At 73.1% G+C, this 25,023-nt stretch carries 22 protein-coding genes; 9 read left to right on the forward strand and 13 right to left on the reverse strand.

Annotated elements, in window-relative coordinates:
* Positions 1–4: 4 nt before the first annotated feature.
* Positions 5–817, reverse strand: coding sequence for a class I SAM-dependent methyltransferase (locus LR269_RS05750; RefSeq protein WP_231429809.1), 813 nt, complete (start codon positions 815–817; stop codon positions 5–7).
* A gap of 117 nt (positions 818–934) precedes the next feature.
* On the opposite strand from LR269_RS05750, the gene LR269_RS05755 reads away from it, so the two are divergent.
* Complete coding sequence (locus tag LR269_RS05755) at positions 935–1,906, forward strand: FKBP-type peptidyl-prolyl cis-trans isomerase (RefSeq protein ID WP_231429810.1); 972 nt, start codon at positions 935–937, stop codon at positions 1,904–1,906.
* Between the two features lie 181 nt (positions 1,907–2,087).
* Here the strand turns inward: LR269_RS05755 and LR269_RS05760 are convergent, their stop codons facing one another.
* Complete coding sequence (locus LR269_RS05760; protein ID WP_231429811.1) at positions 2,088–2,942, reverse strand: energy-coupling factor transporter transmembrane component T; 855 nt, start codon at positions 2,940–2,942, stop codon at positions 2,088–2,090.
* Entirely contained in the window at positions 2,939–4,708 is a 1,770-nt protein-coding gene (locus tag LR269_RS05765) for an ABC transporter ATP-binding protein (RefSeq protein ID WP_231429812.1), read from the reverse strand. Before LR269_RS05765 ends, LR269_RS05760 begins: the two co-directional genes overlap by 4 nt.
* 132 nt (positions 4,709–4,840) lie before the next feature.
* Between LR269_RS05765 and LR269_RS05770 the strand changes: the two genes are divergently transcribed.
* Positions 4,841–5,257: a transferase gene (locus LR269_RS05770; protein WP_231429813.1), complete on the forward strand. Its 417-nt coding sequence runs from the start codon at positions 4,841–4,843 to the stop codon at positions 5,255–5,257.
* 23 nt (positions 5,258–5,280) lie between these two features.
* Here the strand turns inward: LR269_RS05770 and LR269_RS05775 are convergent, their stop codons facing one another.
* Positions 5,281–6,333, reverse strand: coding sequence for an LLM class flavin-dependent oxidoreductase (locus LR269_RS05775; protein WP_231429814.1), 1,053 nt, complete (start codon positions 6,331–6,333; stop codon positions 5,281–5,283).
* 254 nt (positions 6,334–6,587) lie between these two features.
* Here LR269_RS05775 and LR269_RS05780 point away from each other — a divergent pair, with 254 nt between their 5' ends.
* The gene (locus tag LR269_RS05780; RefSeq protein ID WP_231429815.1) at positions 6,588–8,057 is read left to right on the forward strand and encodes an FAD-binding oxidoreductase; all 1,470 of its coding nucleotides are present in this window, start codon (positions 6,588–6,590) and stop codon (positions 8,055–8,057) included.
* Between the two features lie 119 nt (positions 8,058–8,176).
* Positions 8,177–9,379 carry a hypothetical protein gene (locus tag LR269_RS05785; protein ID WP_231429816.1) on the forward strand — a complete coding sequence of 401 codons (1,203 nt, stop codon included), beginning with the start codon at positions 8,177–8,179 and terminating at the stop codon, positions 9,377–9,379.
* 78 nt (positions 9,380–9,457) lie between these two features.
* Here LR269_RS05785 and LR269_RS05790 read toward each other — a convergent pair whose 3' ends face one another.
* Positions 9,458–9,802 carry a hypothetical protein gene (locus tag LR269_RS05790; RefSeq protein ID WP_231429817.1) on the reverse strand — a complete coding sequence of 115 codons (345 nt, stop codon included), beginning with the start codon at positions 9,800–9,802 and terminating at the stop codon, positions 9,458–9,460.
* 94 nt (positions 9,803–9,896) lie between these two features.
* On the opposite strand from LR269_RS05790, the gene LR269_RS05795 reads away from it, so the two are divergent.
* On the forward strand, positions 9,897–10,901 hold the full coding sequence (locus LR269_RS05795; RefSeq protein WP_231429818.1) for an LLM class F420-dependent oxidoreductase: 1,005 nt from the start codon (positions 9,897–9,899) through the stop codon (positions 10,899–10,901).
* Between the two features lie 93 nt (positions 10,902–10,994).
* Here the strand turns inward: LR269_RS05795 and LR269_RS05800 are convergent, their stop codons facing one another.
* Together LR269_RS05800 and LR269_RS05805 are read right to left on the reverse strand one after the other, a co-directional pair.
* Positions 10,995–11,525 carry a hypothetical protein gene (locus LR269_RS05800; protein ID WP_231429819.1) on the reverse strand — a complete coding sequence of 177 codons (531 nt, stop codon included), beginning with the start codon at positions 11,523–11,525 and terminating at the stop codon, positions 10,995–10,997.
* 147 nt (positions 11,526–11,672) lie between these two features.
* A complete protein-coding gene (locus LR269_RS05805; RefSeq protein WP_255680185.1) occupies positions 11,673–11,906 on the reverse strand; it encodes a glutaredoxin domain-containing protein in 234 nt (77 codons plus the stop codon).
* A gap of 163 nt (positions 11,907–12,069) precedes the next feature.
* Between LR269_RS05805 and LR269_RS05810 the strand changes: the two genes are divergently transcribed.
* A complete protein-coding gene (locus tag LR269_RS05810) occupies positions 12,070–12,528 on the forward strand; it encodes a PPOX class F420-dependent oxidoreductase (RefSeq protein WP_231429821.1) in 459 nt (152 codons plus the stop codon).
* 33 nt (positions 12,529–12,561) lie between these two features.
* On the opposite strand, the gene LR269_RS05815 is transcribed toward LR269_RS05810, so the two are convergent.
* On the reverse strand, positions 12,562–16,242 hold the full coding sequence (locus tag LR269_RS05815; protein WP_231429822.1) for a bifunctional RecB family nuclease/DEAD/DEAH box helicase: 3,681 nt from the start codon (positions 16,240–16,242) through the stop codon (positions 12,562–12,564).
* 124 nt (positions 16,243–16,366) lie between these two features.
* Between LR269_RS05815 and LR269_RS05820 the strand changes: the two genes are divergently transcribed.
* A complete protein-coding gene (locus LR269_RS05820; protein ID WP_231429823.1) occupies positions 16,367–16,762 on the forward strand; it encodes an MmcQ/YjbR family DNA-binding protein in 396 nt (131 codons plus the stop codon).
* A gap of 73 nt (positions 16,763–16,835) precedes the next feature.
* Here the strand turns inward: LR269_RS05820 and LR269_RS05825 are convergent, their stop codons facing one another.
* The gene (locus tag LR269_RS05825) at positions 16,836–17,477 is read right to left on the reverse strand and encodes a TetR/AcrR family transcriptional regulator (RefSeq protein ID WP_231429824.1); all 642 of its coding nucleotides are present in this window, start codon (positions 17,475–17,477) and stop codon (positions 16,836–16,838) included.
* Between the two features lie 122 nt (positions 17,478–17,599).
* Here LR269_RS05825 and LR269_RS05830 point away from each other — a divergent pair, with 122 nt between their 5' ends.
* A complete protein-coding gene (locus tag LR269_RS05830; RefSeq protein WP_231429825.1) occupies positions 17,600–18,634 on the forward strand; it encodes an agmatine/peptidylarginine deiminase in 1,035 nt (344 codons plus the stop codon).
* Positions 18,631–20,358, forward strand: a complete 1,728-nt coding sequence (locus LR269_RS05835; RefSeq protein ID WP_231429826.1) for an amidase — start codon at positions 18,631–18,633, stop codon at positions 20,356–20,358. Before LR269_RS05830 ends, LR269_RS05835 begins: the two co-directional genes overlap by 4 nt.
* On the opposite strand, the gene LR269_RS05840 is transcribed toward LR269_RS05835, so the two are convergent.
* From LR269_RS05840 to LR269_RS05855, 4 genes are all read right to left on the reverse strand, one after another.
* Positions 20,355–20,915 carry a hypothetical protein gene (locus LR269_RS05840; protein ID WP_231429827.1) on the reverse strand — a complete coding sequence of 187 codons (561 nt, stop codon included), beginning with the start codon at positions 20,913–20,915 and terminating at the stop codon, positions 20,355–20,357. The genes LR269_RS05835 and LR269_RS05840 overlap by 4 nt on opposite strands.
* Before the next feature lie 407 nt (positions 20,916–21,322).
* Entirely contained in the window at positions 21,323–23,053 is a 1,731-nt protein-coding gene (locus LR269_RS05845; RefSeq protein ID WP_231429828.1) for a molybdopterin-dependent oxidoreductase, read from the reverse strand.
* Positions 23,054–23,168: 115 nt separating this feature from the next.
* Positions 23,169–23,876, reverse strand: a complete 708-nt coding sequence (locus LR269_RS05850) for an alpha/beta family hydrolase (RefSeq protein WP_231429829.1) — start codon at positions 23,874–23,876, stop codon at positions 23,169–23,171.
* On the reverse strand, positions 23,873–25,009 hold the full coding sequence (locus LR269_RS05855; protein ID WP_231429830.1) for a DUF2207 domain-containing protein: 1,137 nt from the start codon (positions 25,007–25,009) through the stop codon (positions 23,873–23,875). Before LR269_RS05855 ends, LR269_RS05850 begins: the two co-directional genes overlap by 4 nt.
* Positions 25,010–25,023: the final 14 nt, after the last annotated feature.

Consider the following 25,023-nt stretch of genomic DNA (forward strand, 5'->3'; position numbering starts at 1 on the left):
CCCCTCAACCGGCGTCGGGACGGTACCCGACCGCGATGAGGGTCGTGAGGTCGAGCATGCGCGCCTCGGGCGACTCCTCGAGCCGGGCGGTGAAGCGTTCGCGTACCCCGGCGACCTCCTCGTCGTCGAGTCCCGCGATCGCGTTGCGGATCGCCGTGCCCTCCACGAGCGACCAGGCGAGGTCGGGGGAGACCTCGACGTGCCTGCGAGCCTCGTCGGCGCGCACGCGCTGGAGCCCGAGCCCCGTGAGCCATCGCGCGAGGCCGCCGGGAGTGTCGATGCCCTCGAATGCGGGCGAGTGGTGTTCGTCGTCGTGCTCGCCCGGCAGTGCCGACGTGAGCGCCTCGAGGAACGATCCGAGTGCGCCGCGCGCCCACACCGTCACGCCGACGCGGCCACCCGGCTTCGCGCGCTCGATGAGGTGCCGGGTGCCGGCGTCCATGTCGGCGAAGAAGAACACGCCGAGTACGCACTGCACGAGGTCGTAGCCGGTCGGCTCCCACGAGGTGACGTCGGCGACATGCAGGCGCAGCTGCGGCAGGCGATCGCCCGCGCGGGCGCGCGCGAGCCCGATGAGCTCCTCCGCGAGATCGACGGCGTCGACGAGCCCGCCAGGGCCGACGAGCTCGGCCGCGGGCAGCGCCGACGCACCGTCGCCCGAGCACGCGTCGAGCACGAGCTCGTCGAACTTCGGCCGGGTGCGCACCAGTGTCGCGGTCGAGATCGGGTCCCACACCGCCTCGTCCAGTTCGGCGAACTTCGCGGCCCCCGCCGCGAACGCACCGACATGGTCAGGCTCGTCCGTCAACTCCCCCATGCGCCCATTCTGGCCTTGATCGGGCAGATCTCCGGGAATTCAGGAAAGAGAAAGCCGAACAGGGCAGACTGGGATGCCCACAGCACCACGTTCTCCGACCGAAACGAGTCCTCTCCCATGAATCGTGCCCTGCGCCGCGGCGCGCCCATCGCGCTCGCCACCTCGGCCGCCCTGCTGCTCGCCGGTTGCGCGGGCAGCGCCGGCCCCGAGGCATCCGAAACCCCCACCGCCGACGCCGCCGCCTGCATGGACGTGCCCTCGGGCGACCTCAGCGACGGCGTGAAGGTCGATGGCGAGTTCTCCGAGAAGCCGACCGCCACCTTCACGACGCCGCTCGAGGCCGACGAGCTGCAGCGCACCGTCGCCATCGAGGGCGACGGCGACGTCACCGAGTCGGGCCAGAAGATCAACGCGGTGGTCACGACCTTCTCGGGCACGTCGGGCGACGAGCTCTTCTCGCAGCCCGCGACCATCGTCGCCGGTGACGACACGCTCTACGAGGCGTTCCTCGCCGGCATCGACTGCGTGCCGATCGGCTCGCGCACCGTGACCGTCGCGCCCGCATCGTCGCTGTACGGCGACACCGGAAACGAGTCGATCGGCATCGAGCCGGGCGAGACCATCGTGATCGTCGTCGACGTCGTCGAGGTGCAGCAGCCGCTCAAGCCCGCCGAGTGGGCCGAGAACGTGCCCGAGGTGAAGTGGGGCGCCGAGGGCGAGGCGCCCACGGTGACCCTGCCGAAGACCGACCCGCCGGCCGACCTCCAGCTCAAGGTGCTCGAGGAGGGCGACGGCGCCACCGTGGGCGACGGCGACAGCGTCACGGTGCACTACCAGGGCATCAGCTGGGACACCGGCGAGATCTTCGACCAGAGCTACACCCGCGGCGAGCCGGCGACGTTCACGACCGACGGCGTGATCCAGGGCTTCAGCGCGGCGCTCGTCGGCCAGAAGGTCGGCACGAAGCTCATCGTCACGATCCCGCCGGAGTACGCCTACGGTGCCGAGGAGAGCGACCAGAACCCGCTCGGCGGGCAGACGCTCGTGTTCCTCATCGAGATCCAGGACACCGCGCCCGCCGGCCAGTAGCCGGTCGACGCGAGCGGAGGGGTCGGGCGGCATCGCCCGGCCCCTCCGTCGTCCCGGCGCCGACGGCGCGCTGGAACCACGTTCGGGCGCTGGAACCAGGTTCGCCCGCTGGAACCGCGTTCGAACCTGCTTCCAGCGGGCGAACCTGCTTCGAGCCGCGCGGGGAGCAGCGGGATCGACGCTAGAACGCCCGCGTCACCCAGACGATGAGCGCGCTCGCCGCGACGAACGCAGCCACGAAGACCGTGTCGCGCGCCCGCCACGGCATCAGGTGCCGTTCGGTGCGGGTGCGATGGGCGCCGAACGCGCGGGCATCCATCGCGAGCGCGACCCGCTCGGCGTGCCGGATCGCCGACGCCAGCAGCGGCACCGCCGTGCCGAACGCCCGGCGCACCGCCGCGATCGGCCCGCGACCGGCGACGGTGCCGCGCACCCGATGCGCCGCCCGGATGATCTCGAGCTCGTGCCCGAACCGCGGCACGAACCGCAGCGCGGCGAGCGCCGTGTAGCCGACGCGGTACGGCACCCGCAGGTTCTGCACCGCCGCCCGCACGAACTCGGTGCCGGTCGACGTGAGCCCCGCGATGAGCGAGAGCATCAGCACCGCGAGCACGCGCAGCGCGGTCGCGAGGCCGACGAGATAGGCGGCGAGCGTGAAGCTCCAGTCGCCGACCCCGAAGAGCACGACGGATGCCTCGGGGCCGGCCACGCTCGACGGGTCGACCCAGATGCCGAAGCTCACGCCGAGCACGAGCGCGGCGACCGGCGTGCCGACGACGAGCGCGGTGACGAGGCCGGCCGAGAGACGTGCGCCGGCCAGCAGCACGACGAGTGCGAACGCGATGAACGCGAGCGGCAGCACGAGGTCGCGGCTGAACACGACGACGATCATCGCGGGCAGCGGCGCCGCGAGCTTGGCGAGCGGGTTGAGGGCGGCGAGCGGGCCTCGGCGGGTGGGCCTGCTCGCCGCGGGGCCGGTGGTGGCGGGGTCGGTCGCGGACTCATCGTCGACGGACGCCCGCGCGGGCCGACTCACGAGGCGCCCGCCGCGATCGGCAGCTGCGACATGCGGGTCACGCCGTGCCACCCGGGGTGCCGCTCGAGGCCGCGGGTCGCGCGGGCGAGCGGCGGGTGCCGGAGCCCCGACTGCTCGATGAGCGGCCCCGCGAGCACCTCGGCGGTGGGGCCGACGCCGATGAGGCGCCCGTCGGCCATCACGGCGAGCCGGCCCGCGTAGTCCGCGACGAGTTGCAGGTCGTGGGTGACGACGAGCACGGTCGTGCCCTCGTCGTTGAGGATGCGCAGCATGTCGAGGAGCTCGGCGGCGCGGGCGCGGTCCTGTCCGAAGGTGGGCTCGTCGAGGGCGAGCACCGGGGCGCCGGCCACGAGCGCCGTGCCGACCGACAGCCGGCGCTTCTGCCCGCCGGACAGCAGGAACGGATGCTGCTCTGCGTGTGCTTCGAGGCCGAATCGGCGAAGCATCCGGTCGCGCGCCTCGGTGACCGCCTCGTCGGCGAGACCTTGCAGCCGCAGGCCCTGCTCGAGCTCCTCGCGCACCGTCGGGGCGACGAACTGGTGCTCGGGGTTCTGGAAGACGAAGCCGACGCGGCGCACCCGCTCGCGCGCATCGGCGCGCGCCGGGTCGATGCCGAGCACCTCGACCGTGCCGCGCGGAGCGGGGATCACGCCCGCGAGCGCCTGCAGCAACGAGGTCTTGCCGGCGCCGTTGGTGCCGACGATCGCGAGGAACTCGCCCGGCGCGACCTCGAGGTCGACGTCGTCGACGACGACCGGCCCCCGCCGGCCTCCTCGCCGCACCGACAGGCCGCGCGCACGGATCGCCGGCGCAGCCTGCGCGGGTGCGCTGCCGGACGGTGCGAGCGACAGCGCCGGTGCGAGCGCCGTCGAGCGCACCGGAGACGAGTCGCCGAGGGGCGGCGGCAGAGTCGGCATCGCATCGAGTGCGGCGCCGAGTTCGGCGGGGGTGAGGGGCAGCGGGCCGATCGGCAGCCCGGCGTCGCGCAGTCGCATCGCGGCGAGCGTCGAGACCGGCAGCCACACGCCGAGCTCGGCCAGCTCATCGGCCCGTTCGCGCAGCGTCTCGCGGGCGGGTCCGTCGACGACGAGGCGCCCGTCGGCATCGAGCACGAGCACCCGGTCGACGAGGTCGACGGCCGCGTCGAGGTTGTGCTCGACGAGCACGATCGCGTGCTCGTCGTCGTCGGCGAGTTCGCGCAGCACGGCGTAGACCTCGTCGATGCCGGCGGGGTCGAGGTTCGCCGTCGGCTCGTCGAGCACGAGCACGGGCGCCGCCATCGCGAGCGCGCAGGCGATCGCGAGCCGCTGCCGCCCGCCGCCGGAGAGTGCGTCGGGGTTCTCGGTGCGACGGTCCCAGAGGCCGACGAGCTTGAGCGCGCGTTCGGCCCGGGCGAGCACCTCGGATGCCTCGACGAGCTGGTTCTCGGGCGCGAAGCAGACCTCGTCGAGCACGGTGCCGGTGACGACCTGCGCGTCGGGGTCCTGGAAGACCATCGCGACGTGCTCGCTCAGCACGCCGACGGGGTGGTCGCGGCTGTCGAGGCCGGCGATGCGCACGGTGCCTGCGAGCTCGGCGGGCACAGCGTGCGGCACGAGCCCGTCGAGCGCGAGCGCGAGGGTCGACTTGCCGCAGCCGCTCGGCCCGAGCACGAGCACGACCTCGCCCGGGGCGACGTCGAACGAGACCTCGGCGGGGGTCGGCCGCTCGGCGCCCTCGTGGCGGATGCTCACGCGGTCGAGCTCGAGAACAGGGGATCCGGGCATGCTTAGGACAGCCTAACTTGCGGCGCTGCCGGGCAGCGGCTCGCCCGGGCTCGACCGCGGGAATACCCCGGTCAGGCCCGATGTTGTACTGATGTCCGGCATGTGGAGCCTCCACGCCGGGAGGAGGAGAACGTGGGCATCAGCTATGTCGAGTTCGAGGACGAAGCCGGGATCCTGCGTCGCTATCGCAAGCACGTGAACGGCCGGGGCCTCGTCGCCACGACCGCCAAGGTCGACCCGACCGCGTTCGTCGACCCGACGGCCTACGTCGACCCCGGAGCCGAGGTGCAGCGGGGAGCCCAGATCGGCCCCCGGGCCTGGATCGAGAGCGAGGCGATCGTCGCCGAGCGCGCCGTCGTCGGCGTGAACGCCCGGGTGGGCCGTCACGCGGTCGTCGGCCGCAGCGCCGTGCTCGGGCCGTACGTCACCCTCGGCGCCGGCGCGAAGGTGCACAACGCCGCCCGGGTGCCGCGCGAGACCGTCGTCGCCGACGGCGACGAGTACCGCGCCTCGACCAAGGACCTGCGCCGGCTCGGCCTCGCAGCCTGAGCGACCCGCACGCGCCGGTCGAGTCAGGCGGCTGAGAGCGCCTCCGCGAGCAGCTCGAGCGTCTGCTCGCGCCCCGGCGTCGCGTCGGCAGGCTCGGCCGCGTACGAGCCGGAGATCGGCGCGACCATGACCTCGTCGATGCCGTGGCGATCGGCGAGGGCCCTGAGCTCGGACGCCGCGCCCGAGGCATCCGCGATCACCCAGCGTCGTTCCATCGCCGCGATGAGGCCCTCGGCGTCGGAGTCGGCGGGCGCCGCGAGCGCCTCGTCGACCGTCTCGAGCGGTCGCATCGGGCGGTTGAGCCGCAGCCGCGCCATCGAGCGCAGCTGCGGCAGCGCGCGCTCGCGGGCCTCTTCGACCGTTGGCGCGACCGAGGCGTTGACCGTGAGGAACGTCTCGGGCTCGCGGTGCGACTCGCTCGGCCGGTACTCCGTGCGGTAGAGCTCGAGCGCGCGCTCGAGCCCGTCGCCCGAGAAGTGGTTGGCGAACACGTACGGCAGGCCCAGCTCGGCGGCGAGCTTCGCCGAGTAGTCGCTCGAGCCCAGCAGCCACAACGTCGGCACGGCGCTCGCCGCGGGGGTCGCCTGGATCGGGTACTCGCGCCCGCTCGTGAGGCGCAGGGTCGCACCGTCGGGGGAGAGCAGCGAGAGGATGTCGGCGACGTGGTCGGGGAACCGGTCGACGTCGGCGGTCGGGCCCGAGACTCGCAGCAGCTGCGTGATCACCGGGTCGCTGCCCGGCGCCCGGCCGATGCCGAGGTCGATCCGCCCCGGCGCGAGGGCCTCGAGCGCGGCGAACTGCTCGGCCACGACGAGCGGCGCGTGGTTCGGCAGCATGACGCCGCCCGAGCCCACCCTGATGCGCTCGGTGCGCGCCGCGATCGACGCGATCAGCACGGGCGGCGTCGTCGAGGCGACGGCCGGCATGTTGTGGTGCTCGGCGAACCAGTAGCGGGTGAAGCCGAGCCGGTCGGCCAGTTGCGCCAGGCGTACGGATGCCGAGACGGCGCCTCCGCTCGTCTGGTCGGTGCGTACGGGAACGAGGTCGAGAACCGAGAGGCGCGGCGAGATGTCCATCCCCAGCGGCAACCGCCGCGAGGCATCCCGTATTCCGGCCCGCGTCCGTGAGTGGAGGCGAAGCGCCGTCTCGAGGCTGCCGCGGGGGACAGGGAAACCCCTGACCCGATCGGAGGGACACCCCGGGTGACCCGGACGTCCGCGACGAATTGGATGGGATCTCGTCGCGAGTGCTGCATCCATCGATGCGGCCGCCGGGCCGGTTCGAGAACCGAGGCAACCGGCCCGCGAACGTACACCGAAAGGAACCATCCGTGAACACCCCTGTGCCCCCGACCGGCGAGCTCCTCATCGAGGACGCCGTCGACGACCTCGCCCTTCCGCTGCGCGAGGCCTTCGCCCGTCTCGACTCCAGCCTCGACGGCCGTCTCGTGCTGTCGGGCGATCCCGACTGGGACGCCGCCCGCGCCGCGTGGAACCTCGACGTCGACCAGCGCCCCGCCGCGGTCGTGATCGCCCGCTCGGCCGCCGACATCGTGCGCACCGTCGAGCTCGCGGGCCGCTACGGCCTCGCCGTCGCCCCGCAGGGCACCGGCCACAACGCCGGCCCGCTCGCCGCCGACCACGGCCTCGCCGACGCGATCCTGCTGCGCACCCACGAGCTCCGCGACGTGCACGTCGACGCCCGGCGCCGCGTCGCCCGTGTCGAGGCCGGCGCCCTCTGGGGCGACGTCGTCGCGGCCGCCGCGCCGCACGGCCTCGCCGCGCTCGCCGGGTCGTCGCACGACGTCGGCGTGGTCGGCTACACGCTCGGCGGCGGCGTGAGTTGGCTCGCCCGCTCGCACGGCCTCGCCGCGAACCAGGTGCTCGCGGTCGAGCTCGTCACCGCCGACGGCCGGCACCGCCGGGTCGACGAGGAGCACGACGCCGACCTGTTCTGGGCCGTGCGCGGCGGCGGCGGCGACTTCGGCGTCGTGACGGCGATGGAGTTCCGCCTCTTCCCGATCGCCGAGGTCATGGCGGGCATGCTGCTGTGGCCCGTCGAGCGGGCCGACGAGGTCGCGGCCGTGTGGGCCGAATGGACGAAGCGGGTGCCCGACTCGGTGCAGAGCGTCGTGCGCATCCTGCACCTGCCGCCGCTGCCCGAGCTGCCGCCGTTCCTCGCCGGCCGATCGATCGTCGTGGTCGAAGCGGTGGTGCTCGAGGACCGGGCACGCACGGACGCCCTGCTCGAACCGCTGCGCGCGCTCGCACCCGAGATCGACACCGTGCACGCGCAGCCGCCCGCCGAGCTGCTCGCCCTGCACATGGACCCGCCCGGCCCCGTGCCCGGCCGCGGCGACGGCATGACGCTGCGCGAGCTGACGCCCGCCGCGGTGCGCGCGTTCGTCGGCGCCGTCGGCGCCGGCTCGGGCACGGCCCTCATGACGACCGAGATCCGCCACCTCGGGGGAATGGTCGAACCCGACGCCGCCGTGCTGCGGGCCACCGACCTGGGGCTGCCGACGCCGGGTGCGACCGCGGGTTTCGACGCCGGCTACCTGCTCTACAGCGCCGCGATCGCGGTGCCCGGCGCCGACGAGGCGATCGCCCGATCGCTCGGCCGGCTGCTCTCGTCGATGGAGCCGTGGCGGGCGCCGCAGGAGTACCTCAACTTCGCCGAGCACCGCCGCGACGCCGAGCGCCTCTTCGGCGGTCGCGACGGCCGGCTCGCCCGCCTGCGCGCGATCAAGCGGGCCGTCGACCCGACGCGCCTGATCCGCTCGAACCACCCGGTGGGGTGAATGTTCGCGGCGCGCTGAACGTCGGCTCCGACCCGCAGATGGGGGTGTCGCTCGCGCCCCGGCCTTCATAGGCTGGGGGCGAGCGACATCGTCGTCGCGCGAACTCGGGGGAGGAACGAATGACCGTCCACTACGAACTACCCACCACTGCCGATTTCGCAGCCCTTGCGGGGGCGCATCATCCCGCCGTCACCATCTACGCGGCGACCTCGCCCGTCGTGAGCGAGCGGGAGCGCGCCGAGGTCGCCGTGAAGAGCGCCTTCGACGAGGCGATCGACCGGATCAAGCAGGGTGGGGCATCGGCCGCCGAACTCACGGCGCTGCGCGAGGAGCGCGACGCGATCCTGCGCGACCAGCGCCTCTGGGGCGGCCTCGCCCGCTCGATGGCCATCTTCGTCGCCCCGGGTTTCAGCGAGGTCTTCGTGCTGCCGAACCGTCTCGACGACGCCTGGCACGTCGGCTCGCACTTCACGCTGGGGCAGCTGCTGCGCGCCCCCAGCCAAGACCAGGAGGCGTTCGCCCTCACCCTGTCGGCGCACGAATGGGCCGTCTGGCACGCCACGCCGACCGACCGCGCGTCGAAGCTCGACGTCGACCAGACGGGCGCCGCGAACCTCGACGAGGCCACGAACCGCGAGCCCGACGAAGACCGGCCGCGCGGCTCGAGCCACGGCACCGCCAGCCAGTTCGGCGGCGCGAGCCGGCTGCTCGGCGACGAGGGCCGCAAGAAGCTGCTCGACCAGTACTCGAAGCGCGTCATCGAGATCGCCCGCCGCGAGCTGCTCGCGCTCGATCCCGAAGAGCGGGTGCCCGTGTTCGTGTTCGCCGCCGAACCGCTCCTCAGCCTGTTCCTCGCGAACACCCGCAACTCGCGGCGTGTCATCGCCGTGCCCGGATCGCCCGACCGCCTCGGCGCCGCCGAGGTCGACGAGGCGGTTCGACAGCAGCTCGGTGCGCTCAACGTGCGCGAGGCCGAGCAGTCGCTGCGCCAGCTCTCCGAGGGCACGGCGGGCCGCATCGAGCGCGACCTCGCCGCGATCGGACGGGAGGCGGCCGACGGCGCCGTCGAGACGCTCTGGTTCGACTTCACGACCTCCGTCAACGGCACGCTCGACCGCGACTCGGGTGCGATCGAGTTCGCGAGCGGCAACGGGGCGGGGGAGGCCCTCGCCGACGGCACGCACGCGGGCGACCTGCTGCCGCAGCTCGCCCTCCTCGTCATCGCCAAGGGCGGCAAGGTCGTCACGGTCCGCAGCGACGACCTCGACGGCACCGTGTGGTCGGGCCCCGCGGTCGCCGAGCTGCGGTACGCGCTCGCCTGACGCACGACACGACGGATGCCTCGGGGCCGGCCCCGAGGCATCCGTCGTGTCGTGGTCGCGCGCCGCAGGGGCGCCGGCTCAGCGGAACGCGGGAACGCGTTCGCGCAGCGCGAGCCGGAAGCCCTCGCGCCAGCGGAACCGGATGATGATCTCCTGGGCGTGGAGGTCCTCGATGATGGCCTCGACGGGCACCTCGGTGAGCACTCGCGGGCGCGGTTCGCCCGGTGCGGTCTCGCGGAGTTCGAGCCACAGGCTCTCGGGGTGGGCGACGACGCCCGGGTTGGCGGCGACGAGTTCGAGGTGCCAGCCGTGGCTCGGGGCGAGCCCGTGGCCGGTCACGCGGATGAGGCGCGCGTCGCAGGTCTCGACGACCGTGGCATCGAAGTCGGAGGCGGAGTAATCGCAGTGGAGCTGACCGTTCATTGGGCCGACGGTACGCCTCGACCCGGACCGCGGCCTCAGTGCTGACGCTGAATCCCGGAACGGGCTCGCCCCCGGATGCTCATAGGCTGACGGAATGCGATTCGGAATGTTCGTACCTCAGGGATGGCGCTTCGACCTCGTGGGCATCGACCCCGCCGAGCACTGGGCGGTGATGAGCGACGTGGCGTCCTTCGCCGACGGCGCCGACTCGCCGTTCGAGTCGATCTGGGTCTACGACCACTTCCACACGACGCCCGAGCCGTCGCCGACCGAGGCCACGCACGAGGCGTGGAGCCTCATGGCCGCGTTCGCCGCGTCGACCTCCCGCGTGCGCCTGGGCCAGATGTGCACGTGCATGAGCTACCGCAACCCCGCCTACCTCGCGAAGGTCGCGGCGACGACCGACCTGATCTCGGGCGGCCGCGTCGAGATGGGCATCGGCGGCGGCTGGTACGAGCACGAGTGGCGCGCATACGGTTACGGCTTCCCACCCGTGCCCGAGCGGCTCGGGCGCCTGCGCGAGGGCGTCGAGATCATGCGCCAGGCGTGGACGACCGGGCAGGCGACCCTCGACGGCCGGTACTACCAGGTCGACGGTGCGATCGTGCAGCCGAGGCCGCTGCAGGCCGGCGGCATCCCGATCTGGGTGGCCGGCGGCGGCGAGCAGGTGACGCTCAAGATCGCGGCGACGTACGCCGACTACACGAACTTCACGGGTTCGCTCGAGGAGTTCGCGCACAAGGACGACGTGCTGCGCGGCCATTGCGAGGCGATCGGGCGGGATGCCTCGGCGATCACCCGCTCGATGAACTTCAACACCGTGGTCGGCTCGTCGACGGCGGATGTCGCGGCCCGCCTCGCCCGCATCGAGGAGCGGCTCGTTCCGCACCTGGGCGCCGACGGTGCCGCGAAGGCCGTCGAGAGCTACTACGTCACCGCGCCCGGCGCGCTCGTCGGCACGCCCGACGAGATCATCGCGAAGCTCGAGCAGCGCCGTGCGGTGGGGCTCGACTACGCGATCCTCTACGCGCCCGAGGCGGCGTACGACCGCTCGGGGCTCGAGCTGTTCGCCGCTGAGGTCGTGCCGGCGCTGCGCTGAGCGGGCCCCGCGTAGTTCAGGACGAGCCGGGTCACGGGTGCGTACGCGAGCGTGAGATCGCGCTCGTCCTGAATTCTGCGGGCGGCGCCGCGGTCAGGCGTTGAGTGCGGGCTTCAGCGGTCGTGTCCGGACGTCGGCGCCCGCGACGCTGATCGTGATGCCGTGCGCCTCGATCGGCACGGCGATGAGGTCGCCGACCGCGAGGTCGCCGGGCAGTTCGAGCGGCGCGAGCGCGAGGCATCCACCCGCCGCGAAGCGGACCGAGACGGGCGCCACGCGCGCGGTCGACGCGCGACCGAGGAGGCGGGCCTCCGCCCAGTCGGGGCGATGGGGTCCGAATCCGGCGTCGAGCTCGGCCTCACGGCGGCCGCCGACGGTCGAGATCGCGCGCACGGCGGCGAGCACGACGCCGAGGTGCCGCGTGCGGCCGACGCCTCCGGTGCGCGCCGGGGCGGGATCCAGGTGCGCGAACGGGGTGCCGTCGCGTTCGGCGAGGCGGAGCATCGAGAACCCGCCGACGATGACATCGGTCGTCGTGACGCGGGTGCCCGCGGGCCAGTGCTCGGGCGCGATCGGATCGGGGATCGAGCGCCGCAGCGTCGGCAGCAGGCGCGTGAGCGTCATGCGTGGCACCGCGAGGTCGAAGGCATGTCTCCGTTGTACGCCGGGTCGGCCGGACGTGCGCGATTGTTACGCGACCCGAACGGCGTGCACGCGGGAACTCACGCGTTGCTCACGGCGATCCCGGCTCGGGTGTCGCCCCGCAGCGGGTTACGCGGCGAGTTCCTCGTCGAGCTTCGCGCCGAGCTCGGCGTCGGTGGGCTCGGTGAAGTGCGTGCCGTCGGGGAAGACGACCACGGGGATGTTCGTGCGGCCCGAGATCGACTTCGCGATGTCGGCGGCCTCGACGTTCACCTCGAGGTCGACGTACTCGTAGTCGACGCCGCGGGCGTCGAGCAGTCGCTTCGAACGGCGGCAGTCGCCGCACCAGGCGGCGCCGTACATGGTGATGCGGTCGGGGTGCGTTGCAGAGGAAGTCACGTGCATACCCTACGCAGGAACCCTCTGCGATATTCCCGAGCGCGGCGTGCGGCCCGCTCGACGGATGTTCCGCGTCTTCGGCCGTCATCGACGGAATGCCGCGACGTCGAACCGGGTTCGCCCTGACATGACGAAGAACGCCGGACCCGTGCCGCTCACCGAGGCCGAAGCCTCCGACCTGCTCGCCGCCCAGAACTTCGGCGTGCTCGCCACGCTGAAGCGCGACGGGCAGCCGCACCTGACGACGATGCTCTACGGCTGGGATGCCTCGGCCGGCGTCGCGCGCTTCTCGACGACGAGCACCCGGCTCAAGGCGACGCATCTCAGGCGCAACCCGAGGGCGACGCTGCACGTCTCGGCCGACGACCATTGGTCGTACGCCGCGGTCGAGGGACTCGCCGAAGTGTCGGCGCCGACCGTCGAGCCCGGTGACGCGGTCGGGCGGGAGCTGCTCGCGCTCGTGCCGGAGGCCGCTCGCCCCGCGGACCCCAGCGACTTCTTCGACGAGGCGGTCGCGGAGGGCCGGGTCGTCATCCGGCTGCGAGCCGAGCGCCTGGGCGGCACCCGCCTCGACTTCGGGAACTGAGCGGCGCAGAGACCGTTCCGCGCGGAGCGCTGCTCAGCTCACGACGCTCGGCTCGGCCACCCGCGGCTCGAGGGGCGCCGCGCGGGAACCGCGTGCGTCGACGAGCCGCATGAAGGCGCTGAGCTGCGCGACGCCCTCGGCCCGGTGCGGCAGCCCGTCGAGCAGCCCGGGGGAGTACACGAGATACGCCGCCCACTTGGCTCGCGAGATCGCGACGTTCAGCCGGTTCTTCAGCAGCAGGAACTCGAGTCCGCGGGGCGCGCTCGCCGCCGAGGATGCCGCGAGCGAGACGATCGCGACCACCGCCTCCTGGCCTTGGAACTTGTCGACCGTGCCGACGGGGACGTCGGCGAACCCGGCCGCGTCGAGCGCCTCGCGCACCGTGCCGAGCTGGGCGTTGTAGGGCGTCACGACGATGAGGTCGCGCTGGTCGAGCGGTCTCGGCGGCGACATCGCGGGCCCGGTCGGCGAGTCGGTCGCGTCGGTCCAGTCGCGGCCGATGAGCGAGCGCACGAGGTGCACGACCGCGTCGGCCTCTTCGGGTGAGAAGGTCGAGTTGCCCTCGTGCTCGACGGGGATCGGCGTGACCCCGGGCGCGACGCCTTCGAGCGCACGACCGGCCGCCACCGGGTGGGAGCGCAGTTCGCCCTCGTACGACAGCCGTGACACCGGCGCCGCGACGGCGGGGTGCATGCGCCGGCTCTCGGCGAGGAAGTAGCCGTACTCGGGCGGCAGCACGTCGTGGCCGTCGGCGACCCAGCCGAGCGCCGAGGCGTTGACCGGCTCGGGATGCAGCGCCTGGCTCACCTGCGGCAGCTGCTGCGGATCGCCGAGCAGCAGCAGCCGCTTCGCCGACACCGAGACGGCGATCGTCGAGGCGAGTGAGAACTGCCCCGCCTCGTCGATGACGAGGAGGTCGAGCGAGGCTCGCGGGATGCGTCGGACGTTGCAGAAGTCCCATGCCGTGCCGCCGATGACGTACCCGCCTGGGCGCTCGGCGGCGAAGGCCGCCACGTCGTCTTTGCGGGCGAGTGCCGTGAACCCGTGCCGGTCGGCCTCGCCGGCGTCTTTCAGGTGCTTCGCGACGAGGTCGCCGTCGAGCCCCGCGGTGTTCACGACCGAGTCGAGCACGTTCTCGACGACCGAGTGGGACTGCGCGACGACGCCGATGCGCCAACCGTGGTCGCGCACGAGCGCGGCGATCACATGGGCGGCGAGGTAGGTCTTGCCGGTGCCGGGCGGGCCCTGCACGGCGAGGTACGAGCGTTCGAGGCGCCGCACCGACTCGACGACGGCGGACTGGTAGTCGTGCGCGGCGTCGAGCGGCGCGAGGCCGCCGATCGCGCGCGGCGGACGCCGCCGCAGGATGTCCATCGCGGGGTCGAGCGGCAGCTCGGGCGCGCGCCCGGGAATCGGGGCGGCCCACTCGGCGATCGCGTCGCGCAGCGCGTCGGCGCGGGGCGGGGCCCCGGGGGCGATCGCGAGGGGCAGGTCGCGCCACGTGATGCCGGGATGGCCGCGCTCCTCGACGCGCACGCCCGCATCGGTCACCTCGACCACGGTCGCGTTGGACCACGCGCGCTGGCCCGGCCGGGTCGACTGCGACGGGAACGGTGCCGGCCAGTCGTAGAGCAGGAAGACGTCGCCGCCCACGCTGAACCGCGAACCCGGTGCGATCCGCCCGTCGAGCAGCAGCTCGCGACGCGCGCTGTTCCACCGGGGCTCCTCGTACCAGTTGCCGATCGCGCGCGAGCGCGCCGGGTCGACGACGAGCACGTCGCGGTGCTCCTCCCAGCTCTCGATGGGCTGGTCGCAGCGCAGGTAGTGCGACCACCAGAAGCTCTTCGCCTCGCGGGCGTGGTAGTCGATCGCCGCCGAGGCGAGCGCGAGGGCCTCGGTGTCGGCGTCGCGACGCGCGGTGCCGATCGCGGTCGCGACACCGCCGGCCCTCGCCGCGGACCGCTCGGCCCGCTCTTCGCGATCGCGTACGAGCGACTTGAGCTGCAGCGCCAGCGGCGAGGCCTCGTAGATCTTGCCCTCGGCGCGGTCGGCCAGGAGCGACGCCGCGACCGGCCGGACGCCCTCGCGCGCACCGACCGCGAGCAGCCAGTCGCGCAGGCGCAGCGTCGACACGCAGTCGTACCGGTTGTAGTCGGCGAGGTCGTCGAGGATGCGCGCTGCCTCGGCCGCGGCATCCGCAGCCTCGACGGGTGACGCCGGGCCGATCGCCAGTGCGAGCGCCTGCAGCTCGCCCGCGCGCACGTACTCGGTGATCGAGTCGGCGCCGGACTTCACGTCGGCCTCGCGGAGCTCGGAGCCCATGTACAACGGCTCGAGCTTCTTGATCGAGTACGAGCGGCTGCCCACGCGCACCGCGCGCTTCACGATCGGGTAGAGGTCGACGAGCACGCCGTCGGCCAGCAGCTGGTCGACCTCGGCCTCGCCGACGCCGTGCCGGGCGGCGATCGACGTCAGGTGGGTGCGCTCGTAGCTCGCGTAGTGGAAGATGTGCAGGTCGGGATGCACCTGCCGACGCAGCTTCACGAACTCGAGGAAGCGCTCGAGCGCGACGCGCTCTTCGGCGAACGAGTGCGCCCAGAACGCCGTATAGGTCTCGGAGTTGTCGACCATGCCCCAGAGGTAGTCGAGGTTCCACTTCGTGCCGTCGCCCTCGGTGTAGAGCGGGTCGCCCTCGAAGTCGAAGAAGAGGTCGCCCGGGCTCGGCTCGGGGATCGCCGCGATCGCGCGGGCATCGCGCACGCCGACGGGCGGCGGCAGCGGCGGGTCGCCCTCGCGCCACGCGCCCGACGCGACGGCCTCGGTCGCCTCGACCTCGGCCCGCAGTTGCAGGCGGGCCTGGGCGCGGAGGTTGTCGAGCGTCGCCTCCATCACGTGCGGCACGGGATCGTGGGAGGCTGCGAGGGCGTCGATCGTCGTGATGCCGGCCGCGGCGAGGGGCTCGCGCTGGGTGACGCGCAGCCCGCCGACCATGAGCACGTCGCGGTTCGCCTGCACTTCGAGCTCGCAGGTGGGGCACCGGCCGTCTTGCGTGTAGAGCGGGTCGCCCCAGGCGACCGGGCCGGCGTCGGCCACGCGGTCGGCGACGATGCGCTGCAGGCGCCCGATGCGTTCGCGGTAGACGGGCAGGATGTCGTCGAGCCGGTGCGCGCTCACCGAACCGTCGCCGAGCAGCAGCTCGACCGTGTCGTCGAGCGGCACGCCGAGCCGCGTGAGCTGCTCGGCGTAGGCGGCGAGCTGCAGCAGGGCGGTGACGCGCGCGTGCCGGGCGAGCTTCGAGTCCTGCACCCGGTACCGGCCGTCGGGCTGGCGCACGATGAAGTCGGCGAAGCCGATGAACCCCTGCCCCGGCACGGGCTCGTCGGAGAAGGTCGCCTGGAACACGACCGGCGCACCCGCCTCGAACGCCGCGATCGTGGCGTTCGTCGCCGCGGCCACCGCCTCGGCGTCGCGCACGTCGGGTCGATCGATCTCGACGACGCCCGGCCCGAACTCGGCGCGGTACCGCTCGAGCACCCGCAGTTCGTGCGCGTCGCCGAGCTCGCCGGCACGGCGCAGCATCGGGTCGTCGAGCGGGGCGAACAGCGTGTCGCGACCGAGCTTCACGTCGAGCTCGCGCAGGAAGGCGAACTCGCAGTCGCTCGCCTTCTTGAGGTCGCTCGCACTCGTCACGACGATGCCGTTCAGCAGGTACATCGTGCTCCTCTCGCCGGGCGTGCTCCCAAGGTAGCGTCAGCGTGCGACATCGGTCGGGCGAGCGAGGCGGCTCGAGTGGGCCCGGGGGATGCCGCGGCCGACCCCGCGGCGTAGGGTGACGCCCATGGCCGACTGGGAGCTGCTGCGGCGCCTCGCGCTCGCGCTGCCCGACACGAGCGAGGCGGTGAGCTGGGGCTCGGCGCACTGGCGCGTGCACGGCAAGGGGTTCGTGTGGGAGCGGCCGCTGCGCAAGACCGACCTCGCGCACCTCGGCCTCGACGAGCAGCCCGGCCCGATCATGGGGGCCCGCGTCGAGGATGAACACGAGAAGCTCGGGCTCATCGACGAGGATCCCGATCTGTTCTTCACCATTCCCCACTTCGACGGGTGGCCCGCGATCCTCGCGCGGCTCGACCGCATCGGCGACGAGCGGCTCGCCGAACTCGTCGAGGAGGCGTGGCTCGTGATGGCACCGCCGAAGCTCGCGCGGGCACGGCTCGACGGGCGGTCGGTCGAGTAGCGAAGCGGACCGGCACAGGCGGGGCCGTGGTCTCGATACGGCGCTGCGCGCCTGCTCGACCGGCGAGTCGCGCCTACTCGACGACCGGAACGTGGGACCCGAGCGCACCGCGCGCGAGCCCGAGCATGCCCTCGACCGCGTGCGTGGTCAGCTCGCCGCGGTGCGCCGAGTCGCCCCAGCGCACGAGCGCCTGGGCGTTGAGCCCGTCGACCATGCCGAGGAGCTGCCACGCGACGCCCGAGGCATCCGTCGTCTCGAAGTCGCCCGAGCGCACGCCCGCCTCGATGACGCCTTGCAGCACCGACTGCCAGGCGTCCATCTGCTCGCGCACCGCCCGGGCCAGGCTCTCGTTGCGCCGGCCGAGGGCCCAGGCCTCGACCCAGACCACCGTGACGTCGTCGCGGGTGCCGTCGAGCACGGTGCGGATGATGCCGCTGAGCTGCGCGCGCGGCCCGTCGAGCGTTGCGACGAGACCCTCGACCTCGGCGATCTCGGCGCCGACGACGGTCGAGAAGGTGCTCGCGATGAGCGACTCCATGCTCGGCACGTAGTGGGCGACGAGGGCGGGGGCGACGCCGGCCCGCGCGGCGACGGCGCGCAGGGTGACGGCCGCGAGTCCCTCTTCGAGCGCCAGGCGGTGCGCGGCCCGGGCGATGTCGCGGGTGCGCTCGTCGGGCGACTTGCGGGCGGCGCGGGGTCGGGTCGGCGTTGACATGATCACCCATTGTAGGTAATCTCGCAGCAATATTGATCATTTGGTCAATAAAGGCGGCATCCGCAACGAACGCGAAGACCGCACCACGAACGAACCGCACCATCTCGAAGGGGAGACCACGCATGGCCTGGCGCATGCCGAGTGAGACCGCACTGCACGAGCGCACCTGGATGGCGTTCCCCCGTGAGGGGTTCACCCTCGGCGAGGAACTCGCCGAGCGCGAGCAGGGCTACGCGGCGTGGACGGCCGTCGCCCACGCCGTCGCCGAGTTCGAGCCCGTCACGATGGTCGTCGACCCGACCGAGCTCGACCGCGCCCGCCGCATGCTGAGCTCGGAGATCGAGATCGTCGAGGCCCCGCTCGACGAGTTCTGGATGCGCGACTTCGGCCCCACCTTCGTCGTCGACGACGAGCGCCCGGGCGTGCTCGGCGCCGTCGACTGGACGTTCAACGGCTGGGGCGCCCCCGAGTGGGCCGAGTGGCGCAAGTCGGCCGAGATCGCCCGCTTCGTCGCCCCGCTCGTCGGCGCCGAACTGGTGTCGAGCGTGCTCGTCAACGAGGGCGGGGGCATCCACGTCGACGGCGAGGGCACCGTGCTCGTCACCGAGACCGTGCAGCTCGACCCGCGCCGCAACCCCTACGCCGACAAGGCCCGCGTCGAGGCCGAGCTCGCCCGCACGATCGGCGCGACCAAGGTCGTGTGGCTTCCGCGCGGCCTGACCCGCGACTACGACGAGTTCGGCACCAACGGCCACGTCGACATCGTGGCGACCATCACCTCGCCCGGCAAGCTGCTGCTGCACGCGCAGCAGAACCCCGACCACCCCGACTACGAGGTCACGCGCGAGCTGCGCGCGGTGCTCGAGCAGGCGACGGATGCCGCGGGGCGGCGCTTCGAGATCGTCGACATCCCCGCGCCCGAGACGCTGCGCGACGAGGAGGGCTTCGTCGACTACAGCTACGTCAACCACCTGGTCGTGAACGACGGCATCATCGCGTGCGGCTTCGGTGAGGAGCGGGCGGATGCCGCGGCTCGCGAGATCCTCGAGGCCGCCTATCCCGGTCGGCGCGCCGTGACGGTCGACTCGCGCGACATCTTCGCCCGTGGCGGCGGCATCCACTGCATCACCCAGCAGCAGCCGGTTGTGGCCCGATGAGCGGGTTCGACGTCGTCGAGGCGCCGATCGAGCGCCTGCGCGCCGCGCTCGAGGCGGGCGAGACCACCGCTGTCGAGCTGCTCGACGCGTATCTCGCGCGCATCGCCGCCTACGATGCGTCGGGCACAGAGACCGCGCTCAACGCGCTGGTCGTCATGAATCCGGATGCCGCGGCCGAGGCCCGTGCTTCCGACGAGCGTCGCTCGCGCGGCGAGGTGCTCGGGCCGCTCGACGGCATCCCGTACACCGCGAAGGACAGCTACCTCGCGAAGGGGCTCACCGCGGCCGCCGGATCGCCCGCGTTCGAGCACCTCGTCGCGCAGCGCGACGCGTTCACGATCGAGCGGCTGCGCGCCGGCGGCGCCGTGCTCATCGGGCTCACGAACATGCCGCCGATGGCGAACGGCGGCATGCAGCGCGGCGTCTACGGCCGGGCCGAGAGCCCGTACAACGCCGAGTGGCTGACGAGCGCGTTCGGCTCGGGCTCGTCGAACGGGTCGGGCACCGCGACGGCGGCGTCGTTCGGCGCATTCGGCCTGGGCGAGGAGACCTGGTCGAGCGGGCGCGCGCCGGCGTCGAACAACGCGCTGTGCGCGTACACGCCGTCGCGCGGCGTGATCTCGGTGCGCGGCAACTGGCCGCTCGTGCCGACCATGGACGTCGTCGTGCCGCACACCCGCACGATGGCCGACCTGTTCGAGCTGCTCGACGTCATCGTCGCCGACGACCCCGAGACGCGCGGCGACTTCTGGCGCGCACAGCCGTGGGTGCGGATCCCCGCGTCGTCCGCGGTGCGACCGGCGTCGTATCCCGCGCTCGCCCCGGTCGACGCGTCGGCGGCTCGTGCCGCGCTCGCCGGCAAGCGCATCGGCGTGCCCAAGATGTACATCAACGCCGACCCCGAGGCCGGCACGAACCCCGACGGCGGCATCGGCGGTGCGACCGGCGAGCGGGTCGAGACGCGCGAGTCGGTCATCGAGCTGTGGGAGGCCGCGCGCCGCGACCTCGAGGCGGCCGGCGCCGAGGTCGTCGACGTCGACTTCCCGGTCGTGACGAACTACGAGGGCGACCGCCCCGGAGCGCCGACGGTCAAGACCCGCGGGCTCGTCAGCGAGGAGTTCCTGAAGTACGAGATCGTCGACCTGTCGGCGTGGGCGTGGGAGGACTTCCTGCAGGCCAACGGCGACCCGGCCCTCTCGACGCTCACGGGCGTCGAGGGCGCGACGATCTTCCCGCAGCCGCCGGGCGCGCTGCCCGACCGCTACACGGGCTTCGACGACGACATCGCCGAGTATCCGGCGCAGGTGCGCGAGCACCCGTATGCGTCGTTCACCGAGATCCCCGAGCTCGAGGCGGGCGTGCGCGGCCTCGAGGAGACCCGCCGCATCGACCTCGAGCAGTGGATGGACGGGCTCGGCCTCGATGCCGTCGCGTTCCCCGCGGTCGCCGATGTCGGCCCTGCCGACATGGACGTGAACGAGGCCTCGGCCGACCTCGGCTGGCGCAACGGCGTCTGGGTCGCGAACGGCAACCTCGTGCCGCGCCACCTCGGCATCCCGACCGTGACGGTGCCGATGGGCACGATGGCCGACATCCGCATGCCGGTGGGCCTCACCTTCGCGGGACGTGCCTACGACGACACGGAGCTGCTCACGCTCGCCGCCGCCTTCGAGGCGACCGGATCGCGCCGCACCGCGCCGCCGCGCACGCCCCGCCTGGGCTAGGTCGAGGATGCCTCGGGCTCGACGCCCCTCGCCCACTCGGTGAGGGGCGTCGATGCTGCTCGGGCGCGCTCGAGCGCCGGCTTGTCGAAGAGTTCGAGTCGCGTCGCCGACTCGACGTGCACGCGCGTGCGGAGCAGCTTCGACGCGATGCGCTCGAGCGCGTACGCCTCGCCGCTGCCTCGATGCAGCGCGGTCGTGACGAGCAGCTCGAGCGGACGTGGCGGCACCCACGGAGCGTCGTCGTCCTCGTCCTCGGCGCCCTCGGCTTCGGCCGGCCCGTGCTCGGCGGTGTCGCCCAAGTGGATCAACCGGATGTCGGTCGCCTCGCGCTTCGCGAACACGCGGATCAGCTCATCTCGCCGGAGCGCGAGCCGATCGGCGACCGGCAGTTCGTCGAACGTGACCCGCCCGTCGATCCTGACGATCGATCCCCGACGCGCCGCGTACTCGGCGATCGCATCCGCGACGACGTAGGTTCGCGTGCTGTCGAGCAGGTAGGCGAGATCGCCGATCGCTCGGTGGGTCCCGTCGTCGACCCGGATCGTTCGCGTCGCCATCTGAAGTTCCTCGGTGGTGGTGGTGGTGGTGGAGGTGGTGGTGGCGGTCGTCGCGTCGACTGGCGACCAACGCTTCGCCGACCGTGTGGATTTGTGGACTTGTGGACGACCTGCGTGTGGATTTGTGGACTTGTGGACGACCTGCGTGTGGATTTGTGGACTTGTGGACGACCTGCGTGTGGACTTGTGGACGACCTGCGTGTGGATTTGTGGACTTGTGAACAGGCTCTCGGGAAGGATGCTCCCACCGCGCGGGGTGCCGCATCGCACGCGACGGCTCATCGTCGACCGGACGCTCCGGTCCGGGGCTGGGGAGGACGAGTGCGGGCGGGGAGGAATGGCGATGGGTGCGACGGAGGGCCGGCGCGAGTGGCGCCGGAGCGCAGCGACGTCTCGAACCCCGCGCGTCAGCGCACGTCGACGGTGATCTCGTGCAGGCCGGTGGCGCCGTCGGGCACGACCGGGCGTTCTTCCGCGGTCTGCAGCTCGCCGTCGGCGCCGGTCGCGCGTACCCGCAGCGTGTGGCTTCCGGACGAGGCATCCGGCCATGCGAAGCGCCACTGCACCCAGGTGTCGTCCGAGATCGCGGTGGCGAGTTCGGCCGGGCGCCACGCGCCCTCGTCGACCTGCACCTCGACGCCTTCGATGCCCGTGTGCTGGTGCCAGGCGACGCCGGCGACGACCACGTCGCCCGCCTCGACCGACTGTCCGCGCCGCGGCACGTCGATGCGCGACGAGAGCTTGATGGGGCCGTGGTCGCTCCAGCCGCGGTCGGTCCAGTACGCGCGCGCCCGGTCGAATCGCGTGACCTCGAGGTCGACGACCCACTTCGTGGCCGAGACGTAGCCGTAGAGGCCCGGCACGACCATGCGCACCGGGAAGCCATGCTCGATCGGCAGCGGCTCGCCGTTCATGCCGACGGCCAGGATCGCGTCGCGGTCGTCCTGCAGCACCTCGATCGGCGTCGAGGCCGTGAAGCCGTCTGAGCTGCGCGAGAGCACCATGTCGGCGTCCGGGAGCGGGCGCGCACGGGCGAGCAACTCGCGGATCGGGTAGCCGAGCCAGACCGCGTTGCCGATGAGATCGCCGCCGACCTCGTTCGAGACGCACGCGAGCGTCGCGACGCTCTCGGCGAGGGGGAGGGCGAGCAGCTCGTCCCAGGTGAGTTCGAACTCCTGCTCGACCATACCGTGCACGCGCAGCTTCCACTCGGCCGGGTCGAGCACGGGCACCGCGAGGGCCGTGTCGATGCGGTAGAAGTCGGCGTTCGGGGTGATGACCGGGGCGAGCCCGTCGATGCCGAGGTCGGCGCCCGGCGGCACGGACGCCCTCGAGGTCGGCGTCGGCAGCCTGATCGCCTCGCGCACCGCCGTCACCGCCCGCCCGCCGGCCTGGATCGCAGCACCGCCGATGGCGGCGAGCGCGCCGATCACCGCGGCGCCACCCGCCCAGCCGAGGAACGCCCGTCGCGTCGTGCGGGTCCCCGAGGCGGGGACGGATGTCTCGCGAGTGGTGGCTGGGGTGGCGGGGGCGAGTGCCTCGTGCGCGGTGGTTGGGGCCGTGGGGGCGGGCGTCTCGCGTGCGGCTGCTGGAGTGGCGGAAGCGGGCGTCTCGCCTGTGGCTGCTGGAGTGGCGGAAGCGGGCGTCTCCCCTGGGGCGGTCGAGGCGGGGCGCCGCGACGTCTCGACGCCGGCGACCGCGGCGAGCCGTCGCACGAGCACCCGCAGCGCCACCACGGCGGCCGCGCCCGCGACGAGCGACGGCACGACCGCGAGCATCGGCGCGTTCGCACGCGTCGCGGCGGCGACCGCCCCGGCGACGCCGAACACCGCGAAGACCGCGCTTCCCCACGGCGGCCGGCGTGACTCGAGGACGCCCGCACCGCACGCCGCGACGAGCAGCACGAGCACGATGCCGGTGACGAGGGCGAGCTTGTCGGCGGTGCCGAACAGGGCGATCGCGGCGTCCTTCGCCCACGGTGGCGCGAGATCGATCAGCGCGGACCCGATGACGACCACCGGCCCCGACTCGGGTGCGATCACCGCGGCGACGAGTTCGCCGAGGCCCGCGCCGAAGACCGCCGCCGCGGCACCCGCGGCCGCGGGGAGGAGCCATCCGGTCGACCGTGCGTCGCCCATGAGGCCAGCGTACGCGGCGGGGCAGGGTGCGCGCCGAGTCTTCGCCGTGGTCGCGAAACGGTGCTGCGCGCCGAGTCGACGGACGGAGCTGCGGTCTCGATACCGCGCTGCGCGCCTACTCGGCCGACGGGACGTGCGCGCGCACGAACGAGGCCGCGCGCTCCGCGAGCGACGCACCGATCTCGGCCGCGGGGCGCTTCGCGCCCTTCACCTCGAACGAGTGGTTGGCCCCGTCGATCCACTCGACGACGGCGTTCGGCCCCACCCGCTCCGCGACCGCGTCGAGCTGCTCGTTCGGAATCGCGAACGGGTCGTTGCGCCCCTGCAGGAACAGCATCGGCATCGTGATGCCCGGCAGGTGCTCGTCGCGCGGCTTGTCGGCCTTGCCCGGTGCGTGCAGCGGGTACCCGAGGAACACGAGCCCCGAGGCATCCATGCCCGAGGCGACGGCCATCGAGGCCATGCGCCCGCCGAACGACTTGCCCGCTGCCCAGACCGGCTCGCCCGCACGCCCGGCCTGCACGGCCAGCTCGCCGGCGACCCCCATGACCGTTCGCCACGCCGCGATCGCGGCGGGCGGCCGGTCGGGGAAGCGGCGTCCGGCCTCGCGATACGCGAAGTTGAAGCGCAGGGTCGAGAATCCGTCGGCGTTCAGCGCCCGCGTGAAGCCCGACATGAACGGATGATCCATGCCTGCGCCCGCGCCGTGCGCGACGACGATCGTGGCCGAGGCATCGCCGCCGGCCGGGCGCGCGTAGACGCCCGAGACCGCGGTGCCGTCGAGGTCGATCGAGATCGCCTGCTCGAGGTCGGTGAGGCTCATGAGCCCAGCCCTTCGAAGATGCCGCCGATGCCCTCGATCACCGAACCGGTGCCGTCGACGAGGTCGCCGACCACGGCGGTCAGCTCGAGCACGCCGCCCGCGGCGTCGATCGCGGCGGCCACCTCCGCGGTGACGTCGACGAGGTCTCCGAGCGTGTCGACGTTCGTGTGCGCGAGCGTGTCGGCCTCGAGGCGGAGCTTCGCGAGCCACTCCCGTTCGAGGCCGAACAGCACGGCGTACGGCAGCAGGCGCTCATGCAGGTGGAAGCGCTCGAGCTGCGCGGATGCCTCGGGGTCGGCGCCGATCGACGGCCCGCCGCCGATCGACCCGGCCGGGGCGTCGGCGCGGAGCTCCGCTCCGCTCGGCGACTGCAGCACGCGGAGCCGGTCGGCCTCGGCGACCTCGAGGTAGCGGCGAAGTCCGGCGAGGTGCTCGCGATGCGGGAGCGACGGCGGCAGGTACCGTCGCCACGAGGCCGGGGTGACGAAGATCGTCGCGATCGTCACGGCCACGGCCGCGAGCGTGGCGAAGAACGCGGTCCAGTCGCCCGCGATGAGCGTGAACACGAGCAGCAGCGCTTCGACGAGCATGCCGAGGTAGGCGAGCACGGTCAGGGTCGTGCCGGGCCAGGTGACGCGCCGGTCGCCGACGAGTCCCTCGCGCGCGAGCGCGAGCTCGGTGAACGTCATGAGCGTCTTCAGCCGCCCGGCCAGCGCCCTGCGGTCGGCCGAGAAGCGGCGCAGGCGTGCGCCCGTGTGCTCGGGGCCGAACAGCACCTCGAGCAAGGCGGTGTCGGCGGTGGTGAGCCGTGCGCCGTCGGTGAGCTCCACGCCGATCGGCTCCCGGGAGCGGGAACCGGACGCGCCGCCCGCCGTGCCCGCAGCCGACGCGCCCGCCGTGCCGGCGATGAGCCGCACCTTGCGCTTGACCGCGAGGTCGATGAGCGCCGCCGCGGCGGCCCGCTTGTCGGCGTCGGCGAGCACCGCATCGCGGAGCAGCGTCGTGCCGCGCTCGGGCGCGTACTGCACGACGCGGGCCGTCACGGGCTGCGCGGCGAACGCGCGTGCGACGAGCCCGAGCACCAGGATGAGGCACGCGGGCACGATCGCGAGCAGGATGACGGCGGTGAGCACGCGCCCAGTCTAGG

The sequence above is a fragment of the Agromyces sp. S2-1-8 genome, from assembly GCF_021129215.1.
Lineage (GTDB): Bacteria > Actinomycetota > Actinomycetes > Actinomycetales > Microbacteriaceae > Agromyces > Agromyces chromiiresistens.

Coding starts and splice junctions, on each gene's coding strand:
- LR269_RS05845 (WP_231429828.1), bottom strand. CDS start 23,053: ATGGGCGACGCACGGTCGACCGGATGGCTCCTCCCCGCGGCCGCGGGT.
- LR269_RS05775 (WP_231429814.1), bottom strand. CDS start 6,333: ATGGACATCTCGCCGCGCCTCTCGGTTCTCGACCTCGTTCCCGTACGC.
- LR269_RS05840 (WP_231429827.1), bottom strand. CDS start 20,915: ATGGCGACGCGAACGATCCGGGTCGACGACGGGACCCACCGAGCGATC.
- LR269_RS05805 (WP_255680185.1), bottom strand. CDS start 11,906: ATGTACGGCGCCGCCTGGTGCGGCGACTGCCGCCGTTCGAAGCGACTG.
- LR269_RS05810 (WP_231429821.1), top strand. CDS start 12,070: ATGACGAAGAACGCCGGACCCGTGCCGCTCACCGAGGCCGAAGCCTCC.
- LR269_RS05830 (WP_231429825.1), top strand. CDS start 17,600: ATGGCCTGGCGCATGCCGAGTGAGACCGCACTGCACGAGCGCACCTGG.
- LR269_RS05815 (WP_231429822.1), bottom strand. CDS start 16,242: ATGTACCTGCTGAACGGCATCGTCGTGACGAGTGCGAGCGACCTCAAG.
- LR269_RS05795 (WP_231429818.1), top strand. CDS start 9,897: ATGCGATTCGGAATGTTCGTACCTCAGGGATGGCGCTTCGACCTCGTG.
- LR269_RS05790 (WP_231429817.1), bottom strand. CDS start 9,802: ATGAACGGTCAGCTCCACTGCGATTACTCCGCCTCCGACTTCGATGCC.
- LR269_RS05785 (WP_231429816.1), top strand. CDS start 8,177: ATGACCGTCCACTACGAACTACCCACCACTGCCGATTTCGCAGCCCTT.
- LR269_RS05755 (WP_231429810.1), top strand. CDS start 935: ATGAATCGTGCCCTGCGCCGCGGCGCGCCCATCGCGCTCGCCACCTCG.
- LR269_RS05825 (WP_231429824.1), bottom strand. CDS start 17,477: ATGTCAACGCCGACCCGACCCCGCGCCGCCCGCAAGTCGCCCGACGAG.
- LR269_RS05850 (WP_231429829.1), bottom strand. CDS start 23,876: ATGAGCCTCACCGACCTCGAGCAGGCGATCTCGATCGACCTCGACGGC.
- LR269_RS05750 (WP_231429809.1), bottom strand. CDS start 817: ATGGGGGAGTTGACGGACGAGCCTGACCATGTCGGTGCGTTCGCGGCG.
- LR269_RS05820 (WP_231429823.1), top strand. CDS start 16,367: ATGGCCGACTGGGAGCTGCTGCGGCGCCTCGCGCTCGCGCTGCCCGAC.
- LR269_RS05765 (WP_231429812.1), bottom strand. CDS start 4,708: ATGCCCGGATCCCCTGTTCTCGAGCTCGACCGCGTGAGCATCCGCCAC.
- LR269_RS05835 (WP_231429826.1), top strand. CDS start 18,631: ATGAGCGGGTTCGACGTCGTCGAGGCGCCGATCGAGCGCCTGCGCGCC.
- LR269_RS05800 (WP_231429819.1), bottom strand. CDS start 11,525: ATGACGCTCACGCGCCTGCTGCCGACGCTGCGGCGCTCGATCCCCGAT.